This is a genomic window from Arcicella lustrica (assembly GCF_034930985.1).
Taxonomy (GTDB): Bacteria; Bacteroidota; Bacteroidia; order Cytophagales; family Spirosomataceae; genus Arcicella; species Arcicella lustrica.
In genome coordinates this window covers 138,065-157,114 of sequence record NZ_JAYGIM010000012.1, presented here as the reverse complement: position 1 = coordinate 157,114, position 19,050 = coordinate 138,065, and the positions used below count along the sequence as shown (strand labels likewise).

Below are 19,050 nucleotides of genomic sequence, written 5' to 3'. Positions count from 1 at the left end.
TCATTTTATTTGAACTAATTCATTTAAAACAACCCAACACCTCACTTAATAAGAATCTGTAAATCAAATACTTGAAGAGTAAATACAGCATGACCATGCAATAATAAGTAACTATGTATCAAAGGGAAGTAGCAACTAATAAAAGCGAGAAAAAAAGTATTTAATCCCATAATTATAGCATTTGTCAAATGAAACAATACCCCAATTACAATAAAACTAATAAATACCTCCTGATTACAAAAAATACTAACAAAGAAAAAAGCCTCCCAACAAAAAACAATCCATGATAGCAATCGAGATATTCTAATGTTTTTGGATAATAAATTGTACCCATAAGTATTCCCATAAATATCATTTCCCATAATTCCAAATAATGCCTCTCCATTCCTCCATACTTTGGCAGTCAGTTTGGCATAGCCTGAAATAAAATAACTAAACAATAATTGTAATGAAATAAATGAAAATACAATATCTCTTGTAATAATAGTATTATGGATATAAACCAATAATAAACAAGTAGCTATAATGAAAATTACTTGATCAGAGCCATCCATTCCATAAGCACTTCTTGCAGAAAAAATCAGTAAACTTAAGGCTATGCTAAAATAGCAAGGAATTATAATAAACGTAAGGTCAGTAATAATTGAAATTAAGGAGGCAATAAGGAAAATAACTGTTATTATTTTTATCCCATTGTCAGAACATAGCTTATCAAATATTGGGATTTTTATAAAAATAGGATGTCTTAATTGTAAAACATCCCAACTTAATAAATCATGCATCGGCTTTTTATAAAGCAATTTTTCAAGTGCATAAACAATACAACAAATGCCACAAATTAATTTTGTTGAGCTAAGTATTTCTAGTTGAATGTTCATCTTTGATTAAATGTACTTTAGATAAAAGTAATAATTCAGTGTTTTCACTTTTATTGATAGAACAGCTTGCCATTAAAGCGAACTGAATAAATGAGCATTCATTACTATTGATTTGGGAAATGTAATTAAGTACTGTTAAATACGAAACTGAGCCTATTATTACATTTTCATTATCCTTGTTCGTGGATGCTACGTTGGCTAATTCAATAGTTATATCTAAAAATGATTTTCGGGATTTTCGTCCTGGATTCCATATCGCATCAAGTAAACTTCTTGGAGGTAAAAGTTGTATTTCACGCCAAGGAGAAGTATCGCCGTTTTGCAAAAACTCACGATGTAAAATATGATAATTATGCTTAATTGGAGTTGGGCAAAAGAAACGCCAATCAGGAATAATACCAAAGGGGTCTTTTACTCTTAGCTTATAATTACCAGTCAAAGGAAAATGAAACACAACAGTTAATATAAGCCAAGATGAAAAGAACACAAGTATCGCATATTCGTATATATCCATTAAACAAATTTATTAATATTTATGAATTAGAAAGTTTCTACGAATTTTCAATATTTCAGAGGCAGCAGCAGACACACTGATTTGCTTTAAAACAGCATCAGGTAAATGAATATCATAAGGATCAAAAGCATAATTTGGAATCACAAAATCTTCATTCCGTTGAGGGCAGCATATACCAGTAGCAAGACTTACAGCAACAGCAATAGCAATTAAACCTGTAGCATAACCGAGTGGATTTGTACCAATGTTCAATTCAAATTGATTAACTGGTAGTTGTTTGAGAATATCGGCTTCAGCTTTCGTTAAATTAGGTTCGTGTAAAACAATAAACCCTTGAAGTTCTTCTTTTAAATTTTCTTTCTTGTAATGCTGGGTTAATTTAAAATCTTCTTCGGATATTCTCCCACCATTATAAGGAAAAGATGCACCAACTACTTTTATTTTTTCTGGAACAAAAAAACCTTCTAAAAGTGTTTTTCCTCCATATCGTACTGAAGCAAGTAAATTCTGTTTTTTTTGAAGCAACACAGCATCTTCTAATGCTATTTCTTTAATGCCGCTAAATTGCTTCATAAACTTTTCTATAATTATTTGCTCTGTTCCATTCCCCTCCTTTAGGTATTTGTACATTTCATCTAAGAGAGGTTCTCCTTTTTTGGCAATAAACAATGTAGCTGTTCCTTGTTGGGTTAATAGCATTTTACTTTTTTTAAGATCAGGTTGGTACTTTAAAACTTCTAAACCAGAAGACTTAAAAGACCTTGATTCTGTTTCAATCGTAGCCAATTTCAATAGTTCTAATGTTTCCATTTTTTTATGATTTAATTGTTAAAAGAATTATTCAATTCTAGCATGGAGTAATGCGCATTCTTGATGAATGATGCTAATATCCATTATTATAACTCATAATATAAATTGAAAAAAAGACGAGTTTGTATATAATGAAATCATTCAAACTCATTCAGGAAGTGGTTATGCTATTGAAGTGGTCGTTGAAACTTTATAAGGCATGATAATCTCAAGTAAATATATACTCATTCATCCTCATTTACCTGCGAACGTCAACTACTTGAGTCTATGAATAGACGTTACAAACATAAAAAAATAATATATTAATGTGCAAGAAATCAGTTAGAAAGTGAGTCAATTTTTATTAAGCGGTAGTTTATCTAAGATTTTTATTCTTAATGCAAGAATAACATGGATACAAAAGCTAGACTATCGTTAAAAAGGTGGTTAAAATTTCACAGAAAGTGCAACAATTAAAATAGGTGCTCAAAAAAAACAAGGATATAAACTCTAATAAATATTAAAGTTTATATCCTTTAATCTCAGTTAAGTCTTTTAAATATCAATGCACTAATCCAGCTTCTGCACTGTCTCCAATTTCAACTGTTTCAGTAATTGTTCTTTTCCCTAATAAATAAACTAGGTTAGCAATTAATGCCGAAACTGCCATTGCGGCAACCATTGGTAAAGTAGATGGTTCATCGAACATACTGATTACGACCGAAATCAAAGAACCCATTCCCATTTGTATTGCTCCCATCAAGGCTGAGGCTGTTCCTGCATTTTTTGAAAAAGGTGCTAAAGAAAGTGCTGCCATGTTTGGATTGGCAAAACCAATACAAGAAAGAAAAAGGAAAAGTAAGAAAAGCGTAATGCCAAGATTAAGCCAATCATTATAAGAAGCAATTAAGAAAATAAACCCAACCAATACTTGTGTTCTGAGTGCTATTTGAATAATTTGTTCACTCTTAAATCTACGAAGTACAATATTATTTAACTGACTTGCACCAATAAATCCAATTGATAAAAAGGCAAATATCCACCCATAAACTTGTTCGCTTACTTTAAAAACATTCATAAAAATCATTGGTGAACCTGAAACGTAAGCAAACAAACCTGCAAAAGAAATTGCTCCAGTTAGTGCATAAGTGTAAAATTGTGGTTCAACAATTACAGAAATAAAATCACGAATGATAGGTTCTGGCTTTAAAGAATGTGATGGGTCTGGTTTATAGCTATTTGGAAGCCAAAGTATTACCGATAAAAGTAATAAAGCACCAATTACAGTTAAAATGATAAAAACGGCTTGCCAACCAAAAGTAGCTGTAACAATTCCGCCAACTGTTGGGGCAATCATTGGAGAAACGCCCAAAACTAACATCAATAATGAAAATACTTTAGCACTGTCTTGTACAGGAAAAAGGTCACGTACCATCGCTACTGAGGCAACCGTAGCTGCACAAGCACCGATGGCTTCGATGAATCTGAGTACAATTAAGCTATCAATATTTTTCACCCAAATACAAGCAATTGAGGCTAATATATACAAGGAAAGACCGAAGTATAAAGGTTTTTTTCTGCCAAAATGGTCAAATAATGGACCATAAAGTAATTGTCCTGCTGAAATTCCAATAAAAAATCCAGATAATGTAAGCGATACTTTGGCAGCGCTTGTATTCAAATCTTCTGCAATGGCTGGAAAACCAGGCAAATACATATCAATTGAAAAAGGCGCTAAAGCCGTTAAGCTACCAAGTATTAGAATAAGGGAATAGTAAGTTTTTTTTGACATCTTAAATAAATTGGAATAATAAAATCGCTGTTTTTCAGGCTAATAGTTAATCGCTGTCCAGCCAATTAAGTTCCAAAATTACTAAGAAGATTTGGTTTGATAGGAATGTAATCTTATTGATGAGGGAATAAACTTGTTACCATCTCATTAATTAGATGGTAACAAGAACATATTTCTATTTCTTTTTCGTCCAATAATAATAAAAAGGTAAGCCTGTTGCCATCAAACCTAAACCGCTAAGTGCTTCTACTGGTTTTTCTATTAAAGTATTCACAATTAAAATAACACAGAAAAGTACAAAAATAGCTGGAACGATAGGATAACCAATTACTTTATAAGGGCGATGAGCTTCTGGCATTTTTTTACGTAAAACAAACACGCCAAAAGCTGTTGCGCCATAAAATATAAAGGCAGCGAAAATTAACATATCGGTCAATTGGTCGAATGTTCCAGACAACACCAATAATGAAGTCCAAATTGCTTGAATAAACAAAGCTCTGGATGGCGTATTATAATCTGGATGAATATAATCTACACTTTTGAAGAACATTTTATCATTCGCCATCGCATAAAAAAGTCTTGACGCCAACAAAATCGTTGTACTTGCACAGTTGAAAGTAGCCACTAAAATCAATCCTGAAATCAAAATTCCACCCCAAGAACCTAAGAAATGACTCACTACAGCCACTGCGGCTATCCCATTTTTTGATTCATAAATTTGAATAAAATCATCAATTGGTAAAATATAGAGATAAACAAAGTTCATCGACATGTACAAAGCCATGATGATTAATGTGCCGATAATTAAAGCCAAAGGTAAATTTCTCTGTGGATTTTTCATTTCTCCGCCAATAAAACCAACACTTGCCCAACCTTCATAACCCCAAAAAGCACTCAAACAAGCCAAAGCCAACGCTTTAAAAAGCGTAGCGCCCGACATTTCATCTGCATTGTAACGAACACTGTTGGTCGTAATATTTTCTAAACTTCCGTAGTTTGACAGTAAAGCTAAAATAACAATCAACAACATTACGGTAATCATCAAAGCCGTTAATACTCTACTGAGGTTTTCCCCTAATTTTAATCCTTTGTAATTGAAATAAGTTAAAAATATAATTAAAGCGATGGCTACTAATTTTACGCTGAGGTTATCTAAAGGATGTAATCCTATAAAATTTATTTCAGCCAATGAAGGAGCAGTAGTCGGAAATGGGAAAACACTGTTTAAAGATTGTGAAAATACATAAGCAATCGAAGCAATGGATGCTGTACGAATGACAGCGAAGTTGGTCCAACCAAAAAGAAATGCAAAAAAACGATTATAGATTTTACGGAAATATACAAATTCGCCTCCTGAATCTGCCAACATACTGGCTACTTCGGCATTCGAAAGTGTGCCTGCTAAACTAATCAATCCCGCCACAAGCCATGCAATTAATACTAAGGAAGGAGATTCTAATGCGGCTGACATCGGAGCTACTTTCTTGAATACTCCTGTACCAATAACAGAACTGATGATGAGTACTACGGCTGAGGTAAGTCCAATAGAGCGAACTAATTTTCCTTGATTAGGAGGGGTTGACTTCATTTGATGTGGTTTTAAAGGATTGACAATTCTATACAAATTAGTCAATGATTGCAAGAATTACAAAAAAGTAGACATTCGTCATTAAAAGATGCTGATAATGTACACAAAAAGTAATGAACCACAAGGTTTGTTTATCTGGTGAATCAGGACAGAAAAACCTACTCTTTCATTATTCAATGAATCGAAAAGATTATGGGTATCTTCGCACAAGAATCAATATGTTGAATCATTTGCTATGAAAAAACTTTTACTTTTATTATCCATAATCCTTATTTCTATTTCATCTTTTTCGCAAAAGATTAACGAATCCTTTCAGTTTAATATCAAAAAAACCGACACAAAAATCAAAATTGATGGTGTTCTTGATGATGAAGCTTGGAGTAAAACAGATATTGCTAAAGATTTCTGGATGATGACGCCAATGGATACTTCACAAAGTTTAACACCCACCGAAGTACGCCTTACTTATGATGATAACTTTTTATATATCAGTGCCATTTGTCACGAAAAAATTAAAAATAAAGGATTTGTCGTAGAATCTTTGAAGAGAGATTTCAACTTTGGAAATAATGATAATTTTTGGTTTATCCTTGAACCTTTCAATGATTTAACTAACGGTTTTGTCTTCGGTGTAAATGCTGCGGGTGCACAATTCGACGGCATCATTTCTGAAGGAACTAATTTGAATGCCAATTGGGACAATAAATGGTTTTCGGAAACCAAATACTTAGGCGACCGCTGGATTTTTGAAGCAGCCATTCCGTTTAAAACACTTCGATACAAAGCTGGCGTAACCAAATGGGGAATGAATTTTAGCAGATTAGATTTAAAATCTGGCGAGAAATCTACTTGGGCTAGAATTCCAAGACAGTATTTCAGTATCACGCTTGCTTATACGGGAACGATGAATTGGGAAACCCCTCCTCCTACTCCTAAAAGTAATATCTCAATCATTCCTTACGCTTTGGGTGGAACAAGTAAAAATTTTCAAGATGGCTCAGCCACAAGTATCAGAAGAGATGTTGGTTTAGATGCTAAAATCGCTGTTTCATCAGCCTTAAATTTAGATTTAACGGTTAATCCAGATTTTTCTCAAGTAGATGTCGATAAACAAGTAACCAATTTAAGTCGATTTGAATTATTCTTTCCTGAACGAAGACAGTTCTTTTTAGAAAATGCCGACCTCTTCAATAATTTTGGTTTGAGCAGTATTCGTCCTTTCTTTTCAAGAAGAATTGGCTTAGGAGTACCCATTAATTATGGCGCTAGATTGAGCGGAAAAATCAATAATAACCTCAGAATCGGTGTGATGAATATCCAAACTGGAACAAGTGATTTGGATAATCGTCCGGGACAAAATTTTTCGGCATTGGTACTTCAACAAAAAGTATTTAGTCGTTCGAATATCAGTATGATGCTTTTAAATAAGCAGTCGCTTAATTATGACGAAATTATCAATAAAGGCTATAATCAGTACAACAGAAACTTTGGTTTTGAATACAATTTAGCTTCAGCAAGTAATTTGTGGACGGGCAAAGCCATGTACTTAAAATCATACAGCCCAAACACAAAAGGCGATGATTTTGTAAGTGCTTTTAATGTGTATCATAATGGTTTGAATTTCTTTGGAAGTATTCAATACGAATATGTTGGAAGCAATTATAATCCTGAAATTGGCTATGTTCCTCGTGTTGGTTATCATAAAATTGCAATGCCATTACAATATAATTTTTATCCGAAACAGAAAGAAAGTATTGTTCAATATCATGCTCCCGCCTTTACTTCAAATACATATTGGAATACAGAAAAAGTGCTGACCGACTTTCAACGCCAATATTATTACTTGGTTACTATGAAAGATAGAAGTAGTTTGACTGCTTATTATGAAACCAATTATATCAAGCTTCCACGCCCTTTCGACCCAACTAATAAAGGAAGTGATGATAAATTAGCAGTAGGTAGCGAACATCGTTTTAGTTCTTTTAATCTTAATTATTTATCTACCCCAAGAAAAAGATATACTTTTGGTTTTACAGGAAGTTATGGAAGTTATTTTGGCGATGGAAAATTACTCAGTATTTCAAGTGATTTTGGTTATCGTTTCCAGCCTTATGTTAGTTTATCAGCCAATATCAATTATGTTGATATTAGTGATGTAAAAATTCCTGTGAAAGACCAAGCTGATAAAATTGTGAAATCAAATTTTTGGTTAGTTAGTCCAAAAATTGATATTACTTTTACCAATAAATTATTCTGGACAACCTTTATTCAGTACAACGAACAAGTACAAAATGTAAATATTAACAGTCGTGTGCAATGGCGTTACAAACCAGCCTCAGATATATTTTTGGTTTATACCGATAATTATATTCCCGGAAGTTTGAATATTAAAAACAGAGCAATCGTCTTGAAATTTACTTATTGGTGGAATTTGTGATAAGCTATCAGCTTTCGGTCATCGGCTATCAGATAAGTGAATCAAGAAATAAATTCACTCCTTTAACATATTTAAAAATGATTAGTGAAAGTTGATTTTACCCGCAGATTTTCGCAGATTAGTACGTAGATTTTAAAAATCCAAGTCCGTAAGCCTGAAAGCCGATGACTGAAAGCTGAAAGCCATAAAATCATGAAACCCAAAATCACCATAGAATACTGCCCGAAATGTAATTGGCTGATGCGTTCGGCTTGGATGGCACAAGAATTACTGACAACTTTTGTTGAAGAATTAGGCGAAGTAGGTTTACGCCCAAGTGAAGTGTCTGGGCGTTTTCAAGTTTTTTTAGAAAATGAAGTGATTTTTGATAGAAAAAGAGAAGGACATTTTCCAGAAGCAAAGGAACTCAAACAAATTGTTCGAGACCTTGTTTGTCCAGAAAAAAGCTTGGGACATTCCGATAAAAAATCTACTTAAAAAAATACATTGCAATGGCAAATGATAAAACCGATGCTGCAAAACCAAACATAAAAACAGTATAAGATACCCTCAAGTATTTATATTTTATGCCCAATACTTTGCCCAAATAATAAATATCACGAGTCATACTGGCATAAAGGAAATCTGAATCATTCATCATTTCACGCATTCCCCATTCATAATCGGTCAATTCCATTTGGTGAAAATTTCCAAAAAAGAGTAAGTTTGCCTTTTTCTCTTCAATATCTTCACGGGTAAATCTACCAGAAGTAACATTTGGACGAACAGCCAAAATCGCAAAAATAGTAGCGACTAAGCAAACAATTGTCAATAAAGCTGTTGGTAAAATCAAGTTTGGCCAATCCTCCAATTTTCTTGCCAATACACTGAGAACCAACGAAATAATAATTGAATTAACCGAAATCATTATGTTGGCTTTGTTATCAGCCATAGCAGAAAGTTGAAAGTGGTTTGTTGATGTTGTTCTAAACATCGTTTCTATTCCACGGTCTGGTTTTTTCAGTTTTTCGGTTTCTTTTCTGAGTTTCTTATCAAACTTACTTTCGTGAATTTCTGAAATAGCTGGAATGGGAATTTCAAAATTACCTTCTCCTTGAAATTCAGCCAATTTCAATATACCTTTTTTCAAATTTTCTTGTTTTGAGGCTTCAAAATGTTCACGAGCGTATTCTGTAAAATAATGATGATTTTGAATTAATTCTACTGTCGATTCCCACCATTTCTTTTCTCCGATACTTTGCAAAATCGCACAAAACTCCACCCGCAAAGCTTCAGAATAATTCATAAAATCAGGTGAACCCAAATGTGATAAATCGGCATCACAAAGAATCATTTCCTTTTCATTCTGTGGATTTTGAGGCATTTTTGTTGCTTCAATACAGCCCAAAACTTTGTTTATACGCTTTTCAGGAACTTCTAAGCCTTCCAAAAACGTTTTCGCCATAAGTTTACTTCTATCCTCATGTTTGATACATCCTTCTTGGTAACCGACATCATGTAGCCAAGCAGCAATCAGAATCGTTTCCAACGCTTTATCTGAAAGGTCAGAAGCTTTACCAATTTCCTCCGAAACTTTTACCACATGTTGGGTATGTCCCAAATTATGATAAATCAATTCCGAAGGTAATTTCTTTAAAATTCCTTCAGCATATTCTTGTACCTTTATGAGCAATTCCGTTTGCATAATATACTTAAAACATTAAAATAAAAGCATAATGATCTCTTCCAAAACTTTAATTCTACTAACTTTCGTTCCATTGTCGTTCTTTTCTTGTGAAAGTAAAAACAAACACCAAGAAAAAGACATCAAACAAGAAGATTCTGAGGCATTTAAGCTTCAGTATGATTTTGAAAATCCTACTGAAAAAATCGTTCTACCGAATAGTCTTCAAGAAATTTCTGGACTGTCATTTTATAAAAATAATCAATTGGCTTGCATTAATGACGAAGAAGGCAAAGTTTTTATTTTCGACTTTGTAAAAAAAGAAATTTCACAGACAATTCCCTTTGGCAAAAAAGGTGACTATGAAGGCGTTGAAGTAATTGGAAATGAAGTATTTATACTGAAAAGCAATGGCATGATTAAGAGCTTTAAAATTGGTGAAGCTTTTGAAAGAGAAATTGATTGTAGCGACCCAGACGTAATTGAATATGAAGGACTTGGCTATGACTCCAAAACTGGAAATTTACTATTAGCTGCCAAGCAAAGAGTAAAAGATGTTGATAACAAAAAGATGATTTATGCTTATGATTTCAACAGAAAAGTATTGTTTAAATCTATTGCCATTCCAGAGGAAAAATTAGTAGGAAAAGATGGAAAAAAAATGTTCAGACCTTCAGGAATTGCAGTGCATCCAATCACTCAGCAAGTTTTTATTATTGCTTCGCAAGGGAAAAAACTCTTGATTTTATCAAAAGACGGAGCCAAAGAAGCTTTAGTAGATTTGAGTCCTTCACTTTATAAACAACCAGAAGGCATTTGTTTTACTCCTGATGGAAATCTATTTATTTCATCAGAAGGCGATGGTGGAGATGGCTATATCTTGAAATTTGATTATAAAAAATAAATCGTAACAGTAAAACAAACGAGCCAATACAATCAAATCGCTGGACAACTCATAATTTATAATTCACAATTCATAACTATTAACAAGTCCATTACTAAGCCTCCATCTTTATCAACCAAAACATATATGAAGACAGCTTTCAAACAGAACATTGTTACAGGCTTTAGTCTATTACTTTCTATCTTGGGGAATGCAACATTGGGCTACAGTCAAACTACTCCCAATTACTCTATCTTTTTAATTGGTGACGCTGGTGAACCACCCAAAAATGGTGCAAACCAAGTACTAACGCCATTAAAAAGACAAATGCAGAAGGCTGGGAAAAATTCTTCTATTGTTTTTTTGGGAGATAATGTTTACCCAAAAGGTTTAAGTAATCTTGATGAACCCAATCGAAAAAATGATTCTACTCGTTTAGCAGAACAATTAGCGATTTTAAAAGATTACGAAGGAAAACCATTTATCATTCCGGGAAATCACGATTGGCAACAAGGTGGAAAAAAAGGTTGGGAATATATTAAAAATCAAGAAAAATTTGTTTCTGATTTTTTGAAAAGAGAAGATGTATTTTTTCCGAAAGGAGGCTGTCCGACACCACACGAAGTAGCTCTGAATGATCAAGTAACGGCTGTTATTTTAGATACACAATGGTGGCTTCATCCTTGGAAAAAACCAGAAGCAGAATCTGACTGTGAAGTAAAATCACTACAGGAAATGCTAGTGAGTGTGAATGATATTTTAGACAGAAATCGCCATAAAAAAGTGATTGTGATGGGGCATCATCCCATGTATTCGCACGGTTCTCATGGTGGATATTTCACTTTAGAAGACCATCTTTTGCCTTTTCATGAATTAAACGTACACATTCCATTACCTGTTCTGGGTTCAATTTATCCATTGTATAGAACATTAATTGGTGATATTCAGGATATTCCACACCCGAAATACAAGCAAATGCGTGATGGATTGGTCGGAATTTTTAAGCAGTACAAAAATGTAATTTATGCCAACGGTCACGAACATAATTTGCAATTGATTCAAAGAGATTCTATCAATTATATTACTTCTGGGGCTGGTTCAAAAAATACGCCTGTGAAAATGGGCAAAGATTCAAAATTTGCGAGTTCACAAATTGGTTTTGCTCGTTTAGATTTCTTCGATAATAAAACAATACTTACTTTTTTAGGAGGGGATGGAGAAAATGGCAAAGAACTTTACAGCACAGAAATATTACTCAATACCAATGCTGTTGACCCAAAAGATTTACAAACTGCCAAAATACAATCAGAAGGAATCGTCCCTAATCCAAGTTATAAAGCGGGAAAATTAAAAGCTTTTTTATTGGGTAAAAATTATCGTGACATTTGGACGACCGCCATCAAACCCAAAACGATAGATTTTGAGCAAGAGCAAGGTGGATTGAAAGTAGTTCAAAGAGGTGGCGGTTTTCAAACGCTTTCATTGCGTTACCAAAATCCAAAAGGGGAACAATTCGTTACTCGTTCCGTAGAAAAATATCCAGAAAGAGCCGTTCCAGAAGCTATTCGCAGTCAGTTTACGACCGATATTGTTTCAGACCAAATTTCTGCTTCCCATCCATTTGCGGCGTTGGTGGCATCGCATTTAGCTGAAGCGGCTGGTGTTTTACATACCAATCCTTCTTTGGTAATTATTCCTGAAAGTAATGTTTTAGGAAATTATAAACGACTTTTCACCAATCAATTAGCACTTTTTGAAGAAAGACCAGAAGGTAGTTTTGCTGGTTATAAAAAAATTCAGAGTACACAAAAAGTTGTTGAGAAACTCGCAGAGGATAATCATAACAATATTGACGAAAAAGAAGTAATCAGAGCCAGATTGTTAGACATGCTTATTGGCGACTGGGACCGCCACGAAGACCAATGGCGTTGGGCAGGTTTTGAAAACAAAAACGACAAAGGACTTACTTATAGACCGATTCCACGTGACCGTGACCAAGCTTTTTTTGTCAATCAAGGGCTTTTACCAACTATTATTTCCAGAAAATGGATTTTGCCTAAAATTCAAGGTTTCGATTATAAAATTCGTGATGTAGCGGGTTTGGCATTTAATGCTCGTTACTTCGACCGCTCGTTTTTGACACAATCTTCAGAAAAAGATTGGCTTTCGATGGCAACAGAATTACAACAAAAAATTAGTGATTCAGTCATTGATTCAGCAGTGGGTCATTTTCCAAATTTTCCAGAACATTCTGCCATTATTGCTAAAAAACTAAAACAACGTCGTGATGATTTAGCTACTTATTCGAAAGAGCTTTATGAATTTTTAAGTAAAGAAGTTGATATTTTAGGAAGTGATAAAGACGAGTATTTCTTTGTAAATCGTTTAGAAAATGGCGAAACCAAAGTAACCGTTTACGACCAAAAGAAAAATGGAGAAATTGGCAGAATACTGTATGAAAGGACATTTGAACCCAAAATCACTAAAGAAATCAGAATTTGGGGATTAGATGGTGAAGACAATTTCCAAGTGCTAGGCAAAGCCAACAAAGGCATCAAAGTACGCTTGATTGGAGGAAAAGGAAAAGATATTTTCAGTGATTCTTCGGCTGTGGCTGGCTTAGGAAAGAAAACTTTTATTTACGACAAAAAAGAAAATACAAGTTTATATTTAGGTTCAGAAGCCAAAGATTTAACAAGTAAGAAAAAAGCTGTAAATGATTATAACCGTGAAGCTTTTAAATACGACAGAATAGCTCCGCTTGGTTCTTTTGCCTTCAATGTTGACGATGGGATTTTTATCGGAACTGGTTTACAATGGACTCGTCAAGGTTTTAGAAAAGACCCATTCGCTTCACAGCACATTATTTCTGGAAATTATGCTTTCGGGACAAATTCATACAATATTTTCTATCAAGGAGAATTTATGGATGTAATCGGGAAAACAGATTTTGAACTAAAAGCCAATATTCAGCAAGGTGGTTTGGTTGATAACTTTTTTGGCTTGAGTAACGAATCTGAATTCAAACAAGAAAAAGGTATTGATTATTACAGAATTCAATATGAAAATGAAGAGATTACAGCACTTTTCAAAAGTCGATTTAATAAATTGACTTTATATTATGGAGCTATCAAAAACGAATGGCATATCAAAGAAAATCCAAAACGTTTTATTCATGAATTTGCACCAACAGGAAATGAAATATATCAAGACAAGTTTTTTATTGGTTTAAAAACAGGATTTGTACTTGATAATAGAGATAATATCATTTTTCCAACAAGAGGTATTTTATGGAATTTTGATGCTACTTTACAAAGAGGTGCAAACGACGTTACAGAAAATAAATATGCTAATTTAAAAACGGATTTATCGTTTTATTATACTTTTAAATTACCAGCAGTTGTTAGTTTGGCTACACGTTTCGGTGGTGGGATGAACCTTGCAGATTATGAATTGTATCAAGCTAATTCTTTAGGCGGTTTAAGTAATATCAGAGGTTACAGACGTACACGTTTTTCAGGAAAATCATCTTTTTACAACAATACAGAAATTCGTTTGAAAGTTATCAATATTAAATCATACTTATTTCCAGCTTATGCGGGCGTACTTGCATTCAATGATGTAGGTAGAGTATGGAATCCCAACGAAAATTCAGAGAAATGGCATCATGGCTACGGAGGAGGTATTTGGGTTGCTCCGTTCAACATGGTTGTGATTACGGGCATGTACGGAATAACTGAAGAAAGTAATTTATTTTCTGTAAAAGCTGGATTATTTTTCTAAAAACAAAAAGGAGGGAAATTCAAATCCCTCCTTTTTATTTATGCTAATTTCCATAAAAACATTTCATTTTCCATTCCTTTCAATTTTACAGAACCTACTTGAACAGTATCAATTGGAATCGCTGAAATTTCATCCATTACTTCTTGGCTAATCAATAATTGAGATTGGTATTTTTTATTCAATTGTTCAATTCTTGAAGCTTGTATTACCACATTTCCAGTAATATTATATTGTTGACGAGTATCTGTTCCGATATTTCCAACAACAGCATCTCCTGTATGAATTCCAATGCCTACACCAGTATTAGGAATCGTTCCCATTTCATTCATTTTACTGATTTTCTCAATGATGCTCAAACCAGCTTTGACGGCATTTTCAGAAGGATTTTCTAAAGGAATGGGCGCTCCAAAAGTAACCATACAGCCATCGCCTAAAAATTGGTTAACAATTCCATTATATTCATTGACGGTATTCGCCACAACTTCAAAAAAAACATTCTGATAATTCATTACTTCATCGGCAGTGTGCTTATCGGCATACACAGTGAAGTTTCGAATATCCAAAAACATAATACTTACTTTTTGATGTTTGGCTTTTAAAATACCGTTTTGTTCTAACATTACTTGCACGACTTCGGGCGAAACTTGCTGACCAAACATTTCTACAATATGCTCTTGCGTTTCCATTCTTTCTATCGAAAGTTGAATACTTTTACGGATTTGCATCGCCACATAACCAGCAGATAATCCTCCAAAAACCAACGAAAACGTTTTGAGCAAATACGAAAACATCTGTTTCGTGTAAATATCATGTTCGGAAACAATCGTCCCTGATTCTATCAAATGACTACTCAGAAAAAAGTATTCAACTCCCGCTAAAAGTCCAGTCCATAATGACACAGCAAAGCTTAAACGTAAAGTGGAAAGAATGATAAAAATAAAATAGATATACACCAATGGAGAAAGGACTATCAGAATTGGATGATTATACTCTTGACTCGCAAAATACATCACCAAAGTAAGCAAAGTAATTTCTAATGAAGCATTACCAAATTTTGCTACCAAAGGCATTTGGCTCATAACTTTCAAAAGATACTTCATTGATATCCAAACCGTAAGTTCGTAGAAGGTCATGAATGCCAAGTACAAAAATATAATTTGAGGAACATTTTCATGCCCATTCAAGTAATTTAATTGATAAACTGTTTTGGCAAACAAAGCATAAGAAAGAAAACTAATTGAAAAAAAAATCAATAAAACGCCCGCCCTTTGTCGTTCTCTACGAATATTTTCTTGCTCGAATTGTTTATCAAAATAGGTTAATACGGGGTTCTCTGAAAATAAAAATTTCTTCATCTACTAAATTATAATAATCGTTTAATAGAAATATAACAAATTTGCAGTAAAATAACTCCATTAAAATAAAACTTTATAAAATCTTTTGCGTTTGGTTAGATGGAGAACTCCTTTCAAAAATAACTTAAACTGATTTATCAAAATGAAAAAATTACTTTTATTAGCCTTTTTTACTGTTACAGCTTTTATCAGCAATGTTCAACATGAGGCAATGGCTGAAACCAAATCAAAACCGTCTCCACCAGCTTCCACTTCTGCGACAATCGGAGAAACTACTTTAACAATCAATTACAGTCAACCTGCGGTAAAAGGACGTAATGTTTGGGATGGAAACTTAGCGCCTTTTGGTAAAGTTTGGCGTACAGGAGCAAATGAGGCTACAACTTTTGAAGTAAGTAAAGATGTTACAGTACAAGGACAAACATTGAAAGCTGGGAAATATGGTTTATTTACAATTCCTGGAGAAAAAGAATGGACAATCATTTTCAATAAAGTTGCTAAACAATGGGGAGCTTTCAAATATAACGAAGCCGAAGATGTTTTAAGAGTAAAAGCAACGCCAAAAGCTAACGACATGATGGAACGTTTTACCATCAAAGCAGAAAACAACGGCGACGTAACGTTGATGTGGGATAAAGTTGCTGTTGCTTTCAAAGTGAAGTAATTATCTCTGTTAAAATTTACTCTGCTTGTTTGCCGTAGAACGCAAACAAGCTTTTTTTATGTAGAAACTTATCATTTTATTCACTCATAATAGCACATTATCGAATTTGATGATAATTTCATAAGCGATTTTTAATATTTTTGATTAGCTTTACAATGCTTATAGATGTAAATACTTACCTTTAAAAGTGAAGATTTAATTACAAAAAAAACGCTTAATTATTAATTGGTAATTGTTAATTGTTTCCTGTTACTTATCTTTACCACATTAATCAATCATTAACCTTAATATGAAGAAAGTCCTGATTGCCGAAGATAGCTCAGTTATCCAGAACCTTGCTAAGAAGATTTTAGAATTTCAAAATTTCGAAATTCACTCTGTTAAAAACGGGCAACAAGTGTTAGATGCTCTTGAAAAAGAAGATTTTGACATCATTTTGCTAGATATTAATATGCCCGTAATGGACGGCATGGAATGTGCTAAAGCAGTACGTAGTTTGAAAGATGAAGCAAAAGCAAAAATACCAATGATTGCTATTACTGGTAATGCTAGAAACTATTCAATGGAAGATTTCAAAGAAGCTGGTTTTGATGATATGCTTGCTAAGCCTCTTAATTTTGATGCTTTAGTAGCACAAGTAAAATCACTTACTGAATAGTTATGAAAATGAATTATGAGTTATGAAGCTGTAATTTCTATCATTATATTTCATAACTCATAATTGATACTTCATCATTTTATGAGAATTACCTTCCTAGGCACTGGAACATCGCAAGGAGTACCTGTCATTGCTTGTGGTTGTGAAGTTTGCCAATCTCTCGACTTCCGTGATAAACGTCTTAGGGTTTCTATTCACCTAGAAATAGCCGACAAAAGTTTTGTTATTGATACTGGTCCAGACTTTAGGCAACAAATGCTTCGTGAACGCATTCACAAGCTTGATGCCGTAATTTTCACCCACGAACACAAAGACCATACAGCAGGATTAGACGACGTTAGAGCCTACAATTTCTCTCAAAAAAGAGATATGCCTATTTATGCTCGCCCGTCAGTTTTAGAGCAAATCCAACAAGAATTTGCTTATGCTTTTACAGCAATAAAATATCCTGGCACTCCGCAAATTACACTCAACGAAATTCATAATACGCCATTTGAGGTAGAAGGGATTACCTTCACTCCTATTGAAGTATTGCATTTCAAGCTTCCAGTCTATGGATTCAGAATTGGCGATTTTACATACATCACAGATGTAAACTACATTTCTGACGAAGCTATCGAAAAAGTAAAAGGCTCTAAAATTGTAGTAATTGGGGCTTTGCGAAAAGAAAAACACTTATCACATTTTACTTTGTCGGAAGCGATTGAAGTACTTGATAAAATTCAACCAGAACAAGCTTACATTACTCATATCAGCCATCAAATGGGTTTACACCGTGATGTTGATGAAGAACTTCCTGCTTATATTAAATTAGCTTATGACGGGCTAAGTGTTACTTGTTAACTTATAATAACAAAGTATCTACACGATGCGCATGCACCATTCTTTCACAAGGCGACCATGAAAAAATTGTAAATCTTCCATCTTGCGAAGCCACCAAAGCAATAGCATCACGTTGGTCATATACAAATTGAGCGGCTGAAAGATGTCTCGTTCCTCCATTCTGTACTGGATGTACCACCTGAGGTTCATTTCCTAAAATTGGCTCAGTTACTAAAATTGCTTCAAGCGCTTTGCCAGAGGGTGAACGTCCTATTTTTGCTCCAAAAGCCAATACTTCAAATTTATCGTTAATAATTGTAGCTCCATCAACGGCAGTAAGCCCTGCAACTCCATTAATCGCTTGATTGAGTTTACTTTGAAAAGCATAATTTTGCAAATCAATTCCTTTGTGATTCAGCAACGAAAGCCCTGCAAAAACAGGTTGTACAGAATAAGTAATTGGATATATTATCGAAGAACGCCAATTATCATGCTGTGAAGGCACAATCAGTAATGCTCCTCCTCTTTGGTGCGCTCGCATCGCAACAGCCAATTGTACTAATACGTTCAGAGAGTCATTCCAAGAAGAAGGTGAAGCTACTCCTATCATCGAACCAATTAAAGCAGGACAATCAGGCAATGCGCTACTATTTTCATCAATGATTTTAATCTGATCGCCCTTCAAAACCGCCACATTGATAAATTTCCCAAAACCATCTGTTCTTCTATGTTTTACCACTAACAAACCCGGCTCAACTACTTCTAAAACAAAACATAAACCCGGAATACTGGTGGTTGTTCCCCAAATATATAATTCATCGTTTTCAATCCAAACACCAAGATGAATACCAGCATGTTCAACAGAAGGCGCTAATTTGGTTAACACATTAGGATTAAACGACAAGCTATTTTCAAAAATAAGTGGTTGTTCAGCTAAATGTGGTGGTAAAAAAGCGATGGAAATTTTAGGGAAACGTCCTTCTTCACGACGAAGACTTGCCCAAAAAGTAGTATCAATAATTGATTCTATTACCTGATTACTAGGAATGGGTGCAAGTACTTTCCCATCATGATTAATCGCTTTTTGATGATGAAATATAAAATGGCTTTCAACAGTTTCAGAAACCATTTGAGCTGCTTGGTAAGTAGTGGTGGTCGAAATCATAATTAATTTTTTGGCTCTCTGAAAATAGTTCTATACACAAATTGACACTTATCTCTTCA

General features: G+C 33.9%; 15 protein-coding genes. 7 read left to right on the top strand and 8 right to left on the bottom strand.

Annotation, left to right across the window (positions count from 1 at the left end):
* Nucleotides 1-41 precede the first annotated feature (41 nt).
* The 5 genes from VB798_RS16230 to VB798_RS16210 all read right to left on the bottom strand — a co-directional run bounded on the left by VB798_RS16230 (nt 42) and on the right by VB798_RS16210 (nt 5,561).
* Complete coding sequence (locus VB798_RS16230; RefSeq protein WP_323260186.1) at nt 42-878, bottom strand: hypothetical protein; 837 nt, start codon at nt 876-878, stop codon at nt 42-44.
* A complete protein-coding gene (locus tag VB798_RS16225) occupies nt 853-1,392 on the bottom strand; it encodes a hypothetical protein (RefSeq protein WP_323260184.1) in 540 nt (179 codons plus the stop codon). The genes VB798_RS16230 and VB798_RS16225 overlap by 26 nt, the downstream gene beginning before the upstream one ends.
* 12 nt (nt 1,393-1,404) lie before the next feature.
* Nucleotides 1,405-2,178, bottom strand: coding sequence for a hypothetical protein (locus VB798_RS16220; RefSeq protein ID WP_323260182.1), 774 nt, complete (start codon nt 2,176-2,178; stop codon nt 1,405-1,407).
* 565 nt (nt 2,179-2,743) lie between these two features.
* On the bottom strand, nt 2,744-3,973 hold the full coding sequence (locus tag VB798_RS16215; RefSeq protein WP_323260180.1) for a multidrug effflux MFS transporter: 1,230 nt from the start codon (nt 3,971-3,973) through the stop codon (nt 2,744-2,746).
* Nucleotides 3,974-4,148: 175 nt separating this feature from the next.
* Nucleotides 4,149-5,561, bottom strand: coding sequence for an APC family permease (locus VB798_RS16210; protein WP_323260178.1), 1,413 nt, complete (start codon nt 5,559-5,561; stop codon nt 4,149-4,151).
* 235 nt (nt 5,562-5,796) lie between these two features.
* Between VB798_RS16210 and VB798_RS16205 the strand changes: the two genes are divergently transcribed.
* Both VB798_RS16205 and VB798_RS16200 read left to right on the top strand, forming a co-directional pair.
* Complete coding sequence (locus tag VB798_RS16205; protein ID WP_323260176.1) at nt 5,797-7,998, top strand: DUF5916 domain-containing protein; 2,202 nt, start codon at nt 5,797-5,799, stop codon at nt 7,996-7,998.
* A 192-nt stretch (nt 7,999-8,190) separates the two neighbouring features.
* Complete coding sequence (locus tag VB798_RS16200; RefSeq protein ID WP_323260174.1) at nt 8,191-8,475, top strand: SelT/SelW/SelH family protein; 285 nt, start codon at nt 8,191-8,193, stop codon at nt 8,473-8,475.
* Here VB798_RS16200 and VB798_RS16195 read toward each other — a convergent pair.
* Complete coding sequence (locus VB798_RS16195; protein WP_323260172.1) at nt 8,468-9,682, bottom strand: Pycsar system effector family protein; 1,215 nt, start codon at nt 9,680-9,682, stop codon at nt 8,468-8,470. The two genes, VB798_RS16200 and VB798_RS16195, sit on opposite strands and share 8 nt — an antisense overlap.
* A gap of 31 nt (nt 9,683-9,713) precedes the next feature.
* Here VB798_RS16195 and VB798_RS16190 point away from each other — a divergent pair, with 31 nt between their 5' ends.
* Together VB798_RS16190 and VB798_RS16185 are read left to right on the top strand one after the other, a co-directional pair.
* A complete protein-coding gene (locus VB798_RS16190; protein WP_323260170.1) occupies nt 9,714-10,565 on the top strand; it encodes an SdiA-regulated domain-containing protein in 852 nt (283 codons plus the stop codon).
* Nucleotides 10,566-10,691: 126 nt separating this feature from the next.
* The gene (locus VB798_RS16185; protein WP_323260168.1) at nt 10,692-14,327 is read left to right on the top strand and encodes a BamA/TamA family outer membrane protein; all 3,636 of its coding nucleotides are present in this window, start codon (nt 10,692-10,694) and stop codon (nt 14,325-14,327) included.
* Between the two features lie 38 nt (nt 14,328-14,365).
* On the opposite strand, the gene VB798_RS16180 is transcribed toward VB798_RS16185, so the two are convergent.
* Entirely contained in the window at nt 14,366-15,682 is a 1,317-nt protein-coding gene (locus VB798_RS16180) for an adenylate/guanylate cyclase domain-containing protein (protein WP_323260166.1), read from the bottom strand.
* A gap of 142 nt (nt 15,683-15,824) precedes the next feature.
* Between VB798_RS16180 and VB798_RS16175 the strand changes: the two genes are divergently transcribed.
* The 3 genes from VB798_RS16175 (at nt 15,825) to VB798_RS16165 (ending at nt 17,847) form a co-directional block, all read left to right on the top strand.
* Nucleotides 15,825-16,346 carry a DUF2911 domain-containing protein gene (locus VB798_RS16175; RefSeq protein ID WP_323260164.1) on the top strand — a complete coding sequence of 174 codons (522 nt, stop codon included), beginning with the start codon at nt 15,825-15,827 and terminating at the stop codon, nt 16,344-16,346.
* Nucleotides 16,347-16,635: 289 nt separating this feature from the next.
* Nucleotides 16,636-17,004 (top strand): response regulator, encoded by a 369-nt coding sequence (locus VB798_RS16170; RefSeq protein ID WP_323260162.1) that lies wholly within the window; start codon nt 16,636-16,638, stop codon nt 17,002-17,004.
* 81 nt (nt 17,005-17,085) lie between these two features.
* Nucleotides 17,086-17,847: an MBL fold metallo-hydrolase gene (locus VB798_RS16165; RefSeq protein ID WP_323260160.1), complete on the top strand. Its 762-nt coding sequence runs from the start codon at nt 17,086-17,088 to the stop codon at nt 17,845-17,847.
* Nucleotide 17,848: 1 nt separating this feature from the next.
* On the opposite strand, the gene VB798_RS16160 is transcribed toward VB798_RS16165, so the two are convergent.
* On the bottom strand, nt 17,849-18,991 hold the full coding sequence (locus tag VB798_RS16160) for a putative sensor domain DACNV-containing protein (protein ID WP_323260158.1): 1,143 nt from the start codon (nt 18,989-18,991) through the stop codon (nt 17,849-17,851).
* Nucleotides 18,992-19,050: the final 59 nt, after the last annotated feature.

Excerpts from the sequence above, each read along its gene's own strand:
- VB798_RS16230 (WP_323260186.1), bottom strand. The coding sequence starts at position 878 with ATGAACATTCAACTAGAAATACTTAGCTCAACAAAATTAATTTGTGGC.
- VB798_RS16225 (WP_323260184.1), bottom strand. The coding sequence starts at position 1,392 with ATGGATATATACGAATATGCGATACTTGTGTTCTTTTCATCTTGGCTT.
- VB798_RS16215 (WP_323260180.1), bottom strand. The coding sequence starts at position 3,973 with ATGTCAAAAAAAACTTACTATTCCCTTATTCTAATACTTGGTAGCTTA.
- VB798_RS16210 (WP_323260178.1), bottom strand. The coding sequence starts at position 5,561 with ATGAAGTCAACCCCTCCTAATCAAGGAAAATTAGTTCGCTCTATTGGA.
- VB798_RS16205 (WP_323260176.1), top strand. The coding sequence starts at position 5,797 with ATGAAAAAACTTTTACTTTTATTATCCATAATCCTTATTTCTATTTCA.
- VB798_RS16200 (WP_323260174.1), top strand. The coding sequence starts at position 8,191 with ATGAAACCCAAAATCACCATAGAATACTGCCCGAAATGTAATTGGCTG.
- VB798_RS16195 (WP_323260172.1), bottom strand. The coding sequence starts at position 9,682 with ATGCAAACGGAATTGCTCATAAAGGTACAAGAATATGCTGAAGGAATT.
- VB798_RS16190 (WP_323260170.1), top strand. The coding sequence starts at position 9,714 with ATGATCTCTTCCAAAACTTTAATTCTACTAACTTTCGTTCCATTGTCG.
- VB798_RS16185 (WP_323260168.1), top strand. The coding sequence starts at position 10,692 with ATGAAGACAGCTTTCAAACAGAACATTGTTACAGGCTTTAGTCTATTA.
- VB798_RS16180 (WP_323260166.1), bottom strand. The coding sequence starts at position 15,682 with ATGAAGAAATTTTTATTTTCAGAGAACCCCGTATTAACCTATTTTGAT.
- VB798_RS16175 (WP_323260164.1), top strand. The coding sequence starts at position 15,825 with ATGAAAAAATTACTTTTATTAGCCTTTTTTACTGTTACAGCTTTTATC.
- VB798_RS16170 (WP_323260162.1), top strand. The coding sequence starts at position 16,636 with ATGAAGAAAGTCCTGATTGCCGAAGATAGCTCAGTTATCCAGAACCTT.
- VB798_RS16165 (WP_323260160.1), top strand. The coding sequence starts at position 17,086 with ATGAGAATTACCTTCCTAGGCACTGGAACATCGCAAGGAGTACCTGTC.
- VB798_RS16160 (WP_323260158.1), bottom strand. The coding sequence starts at position 18,991 with ATGATTTCGACCACCACTACTTACCAAGCAGCTCAAATGGTTTCTGAA.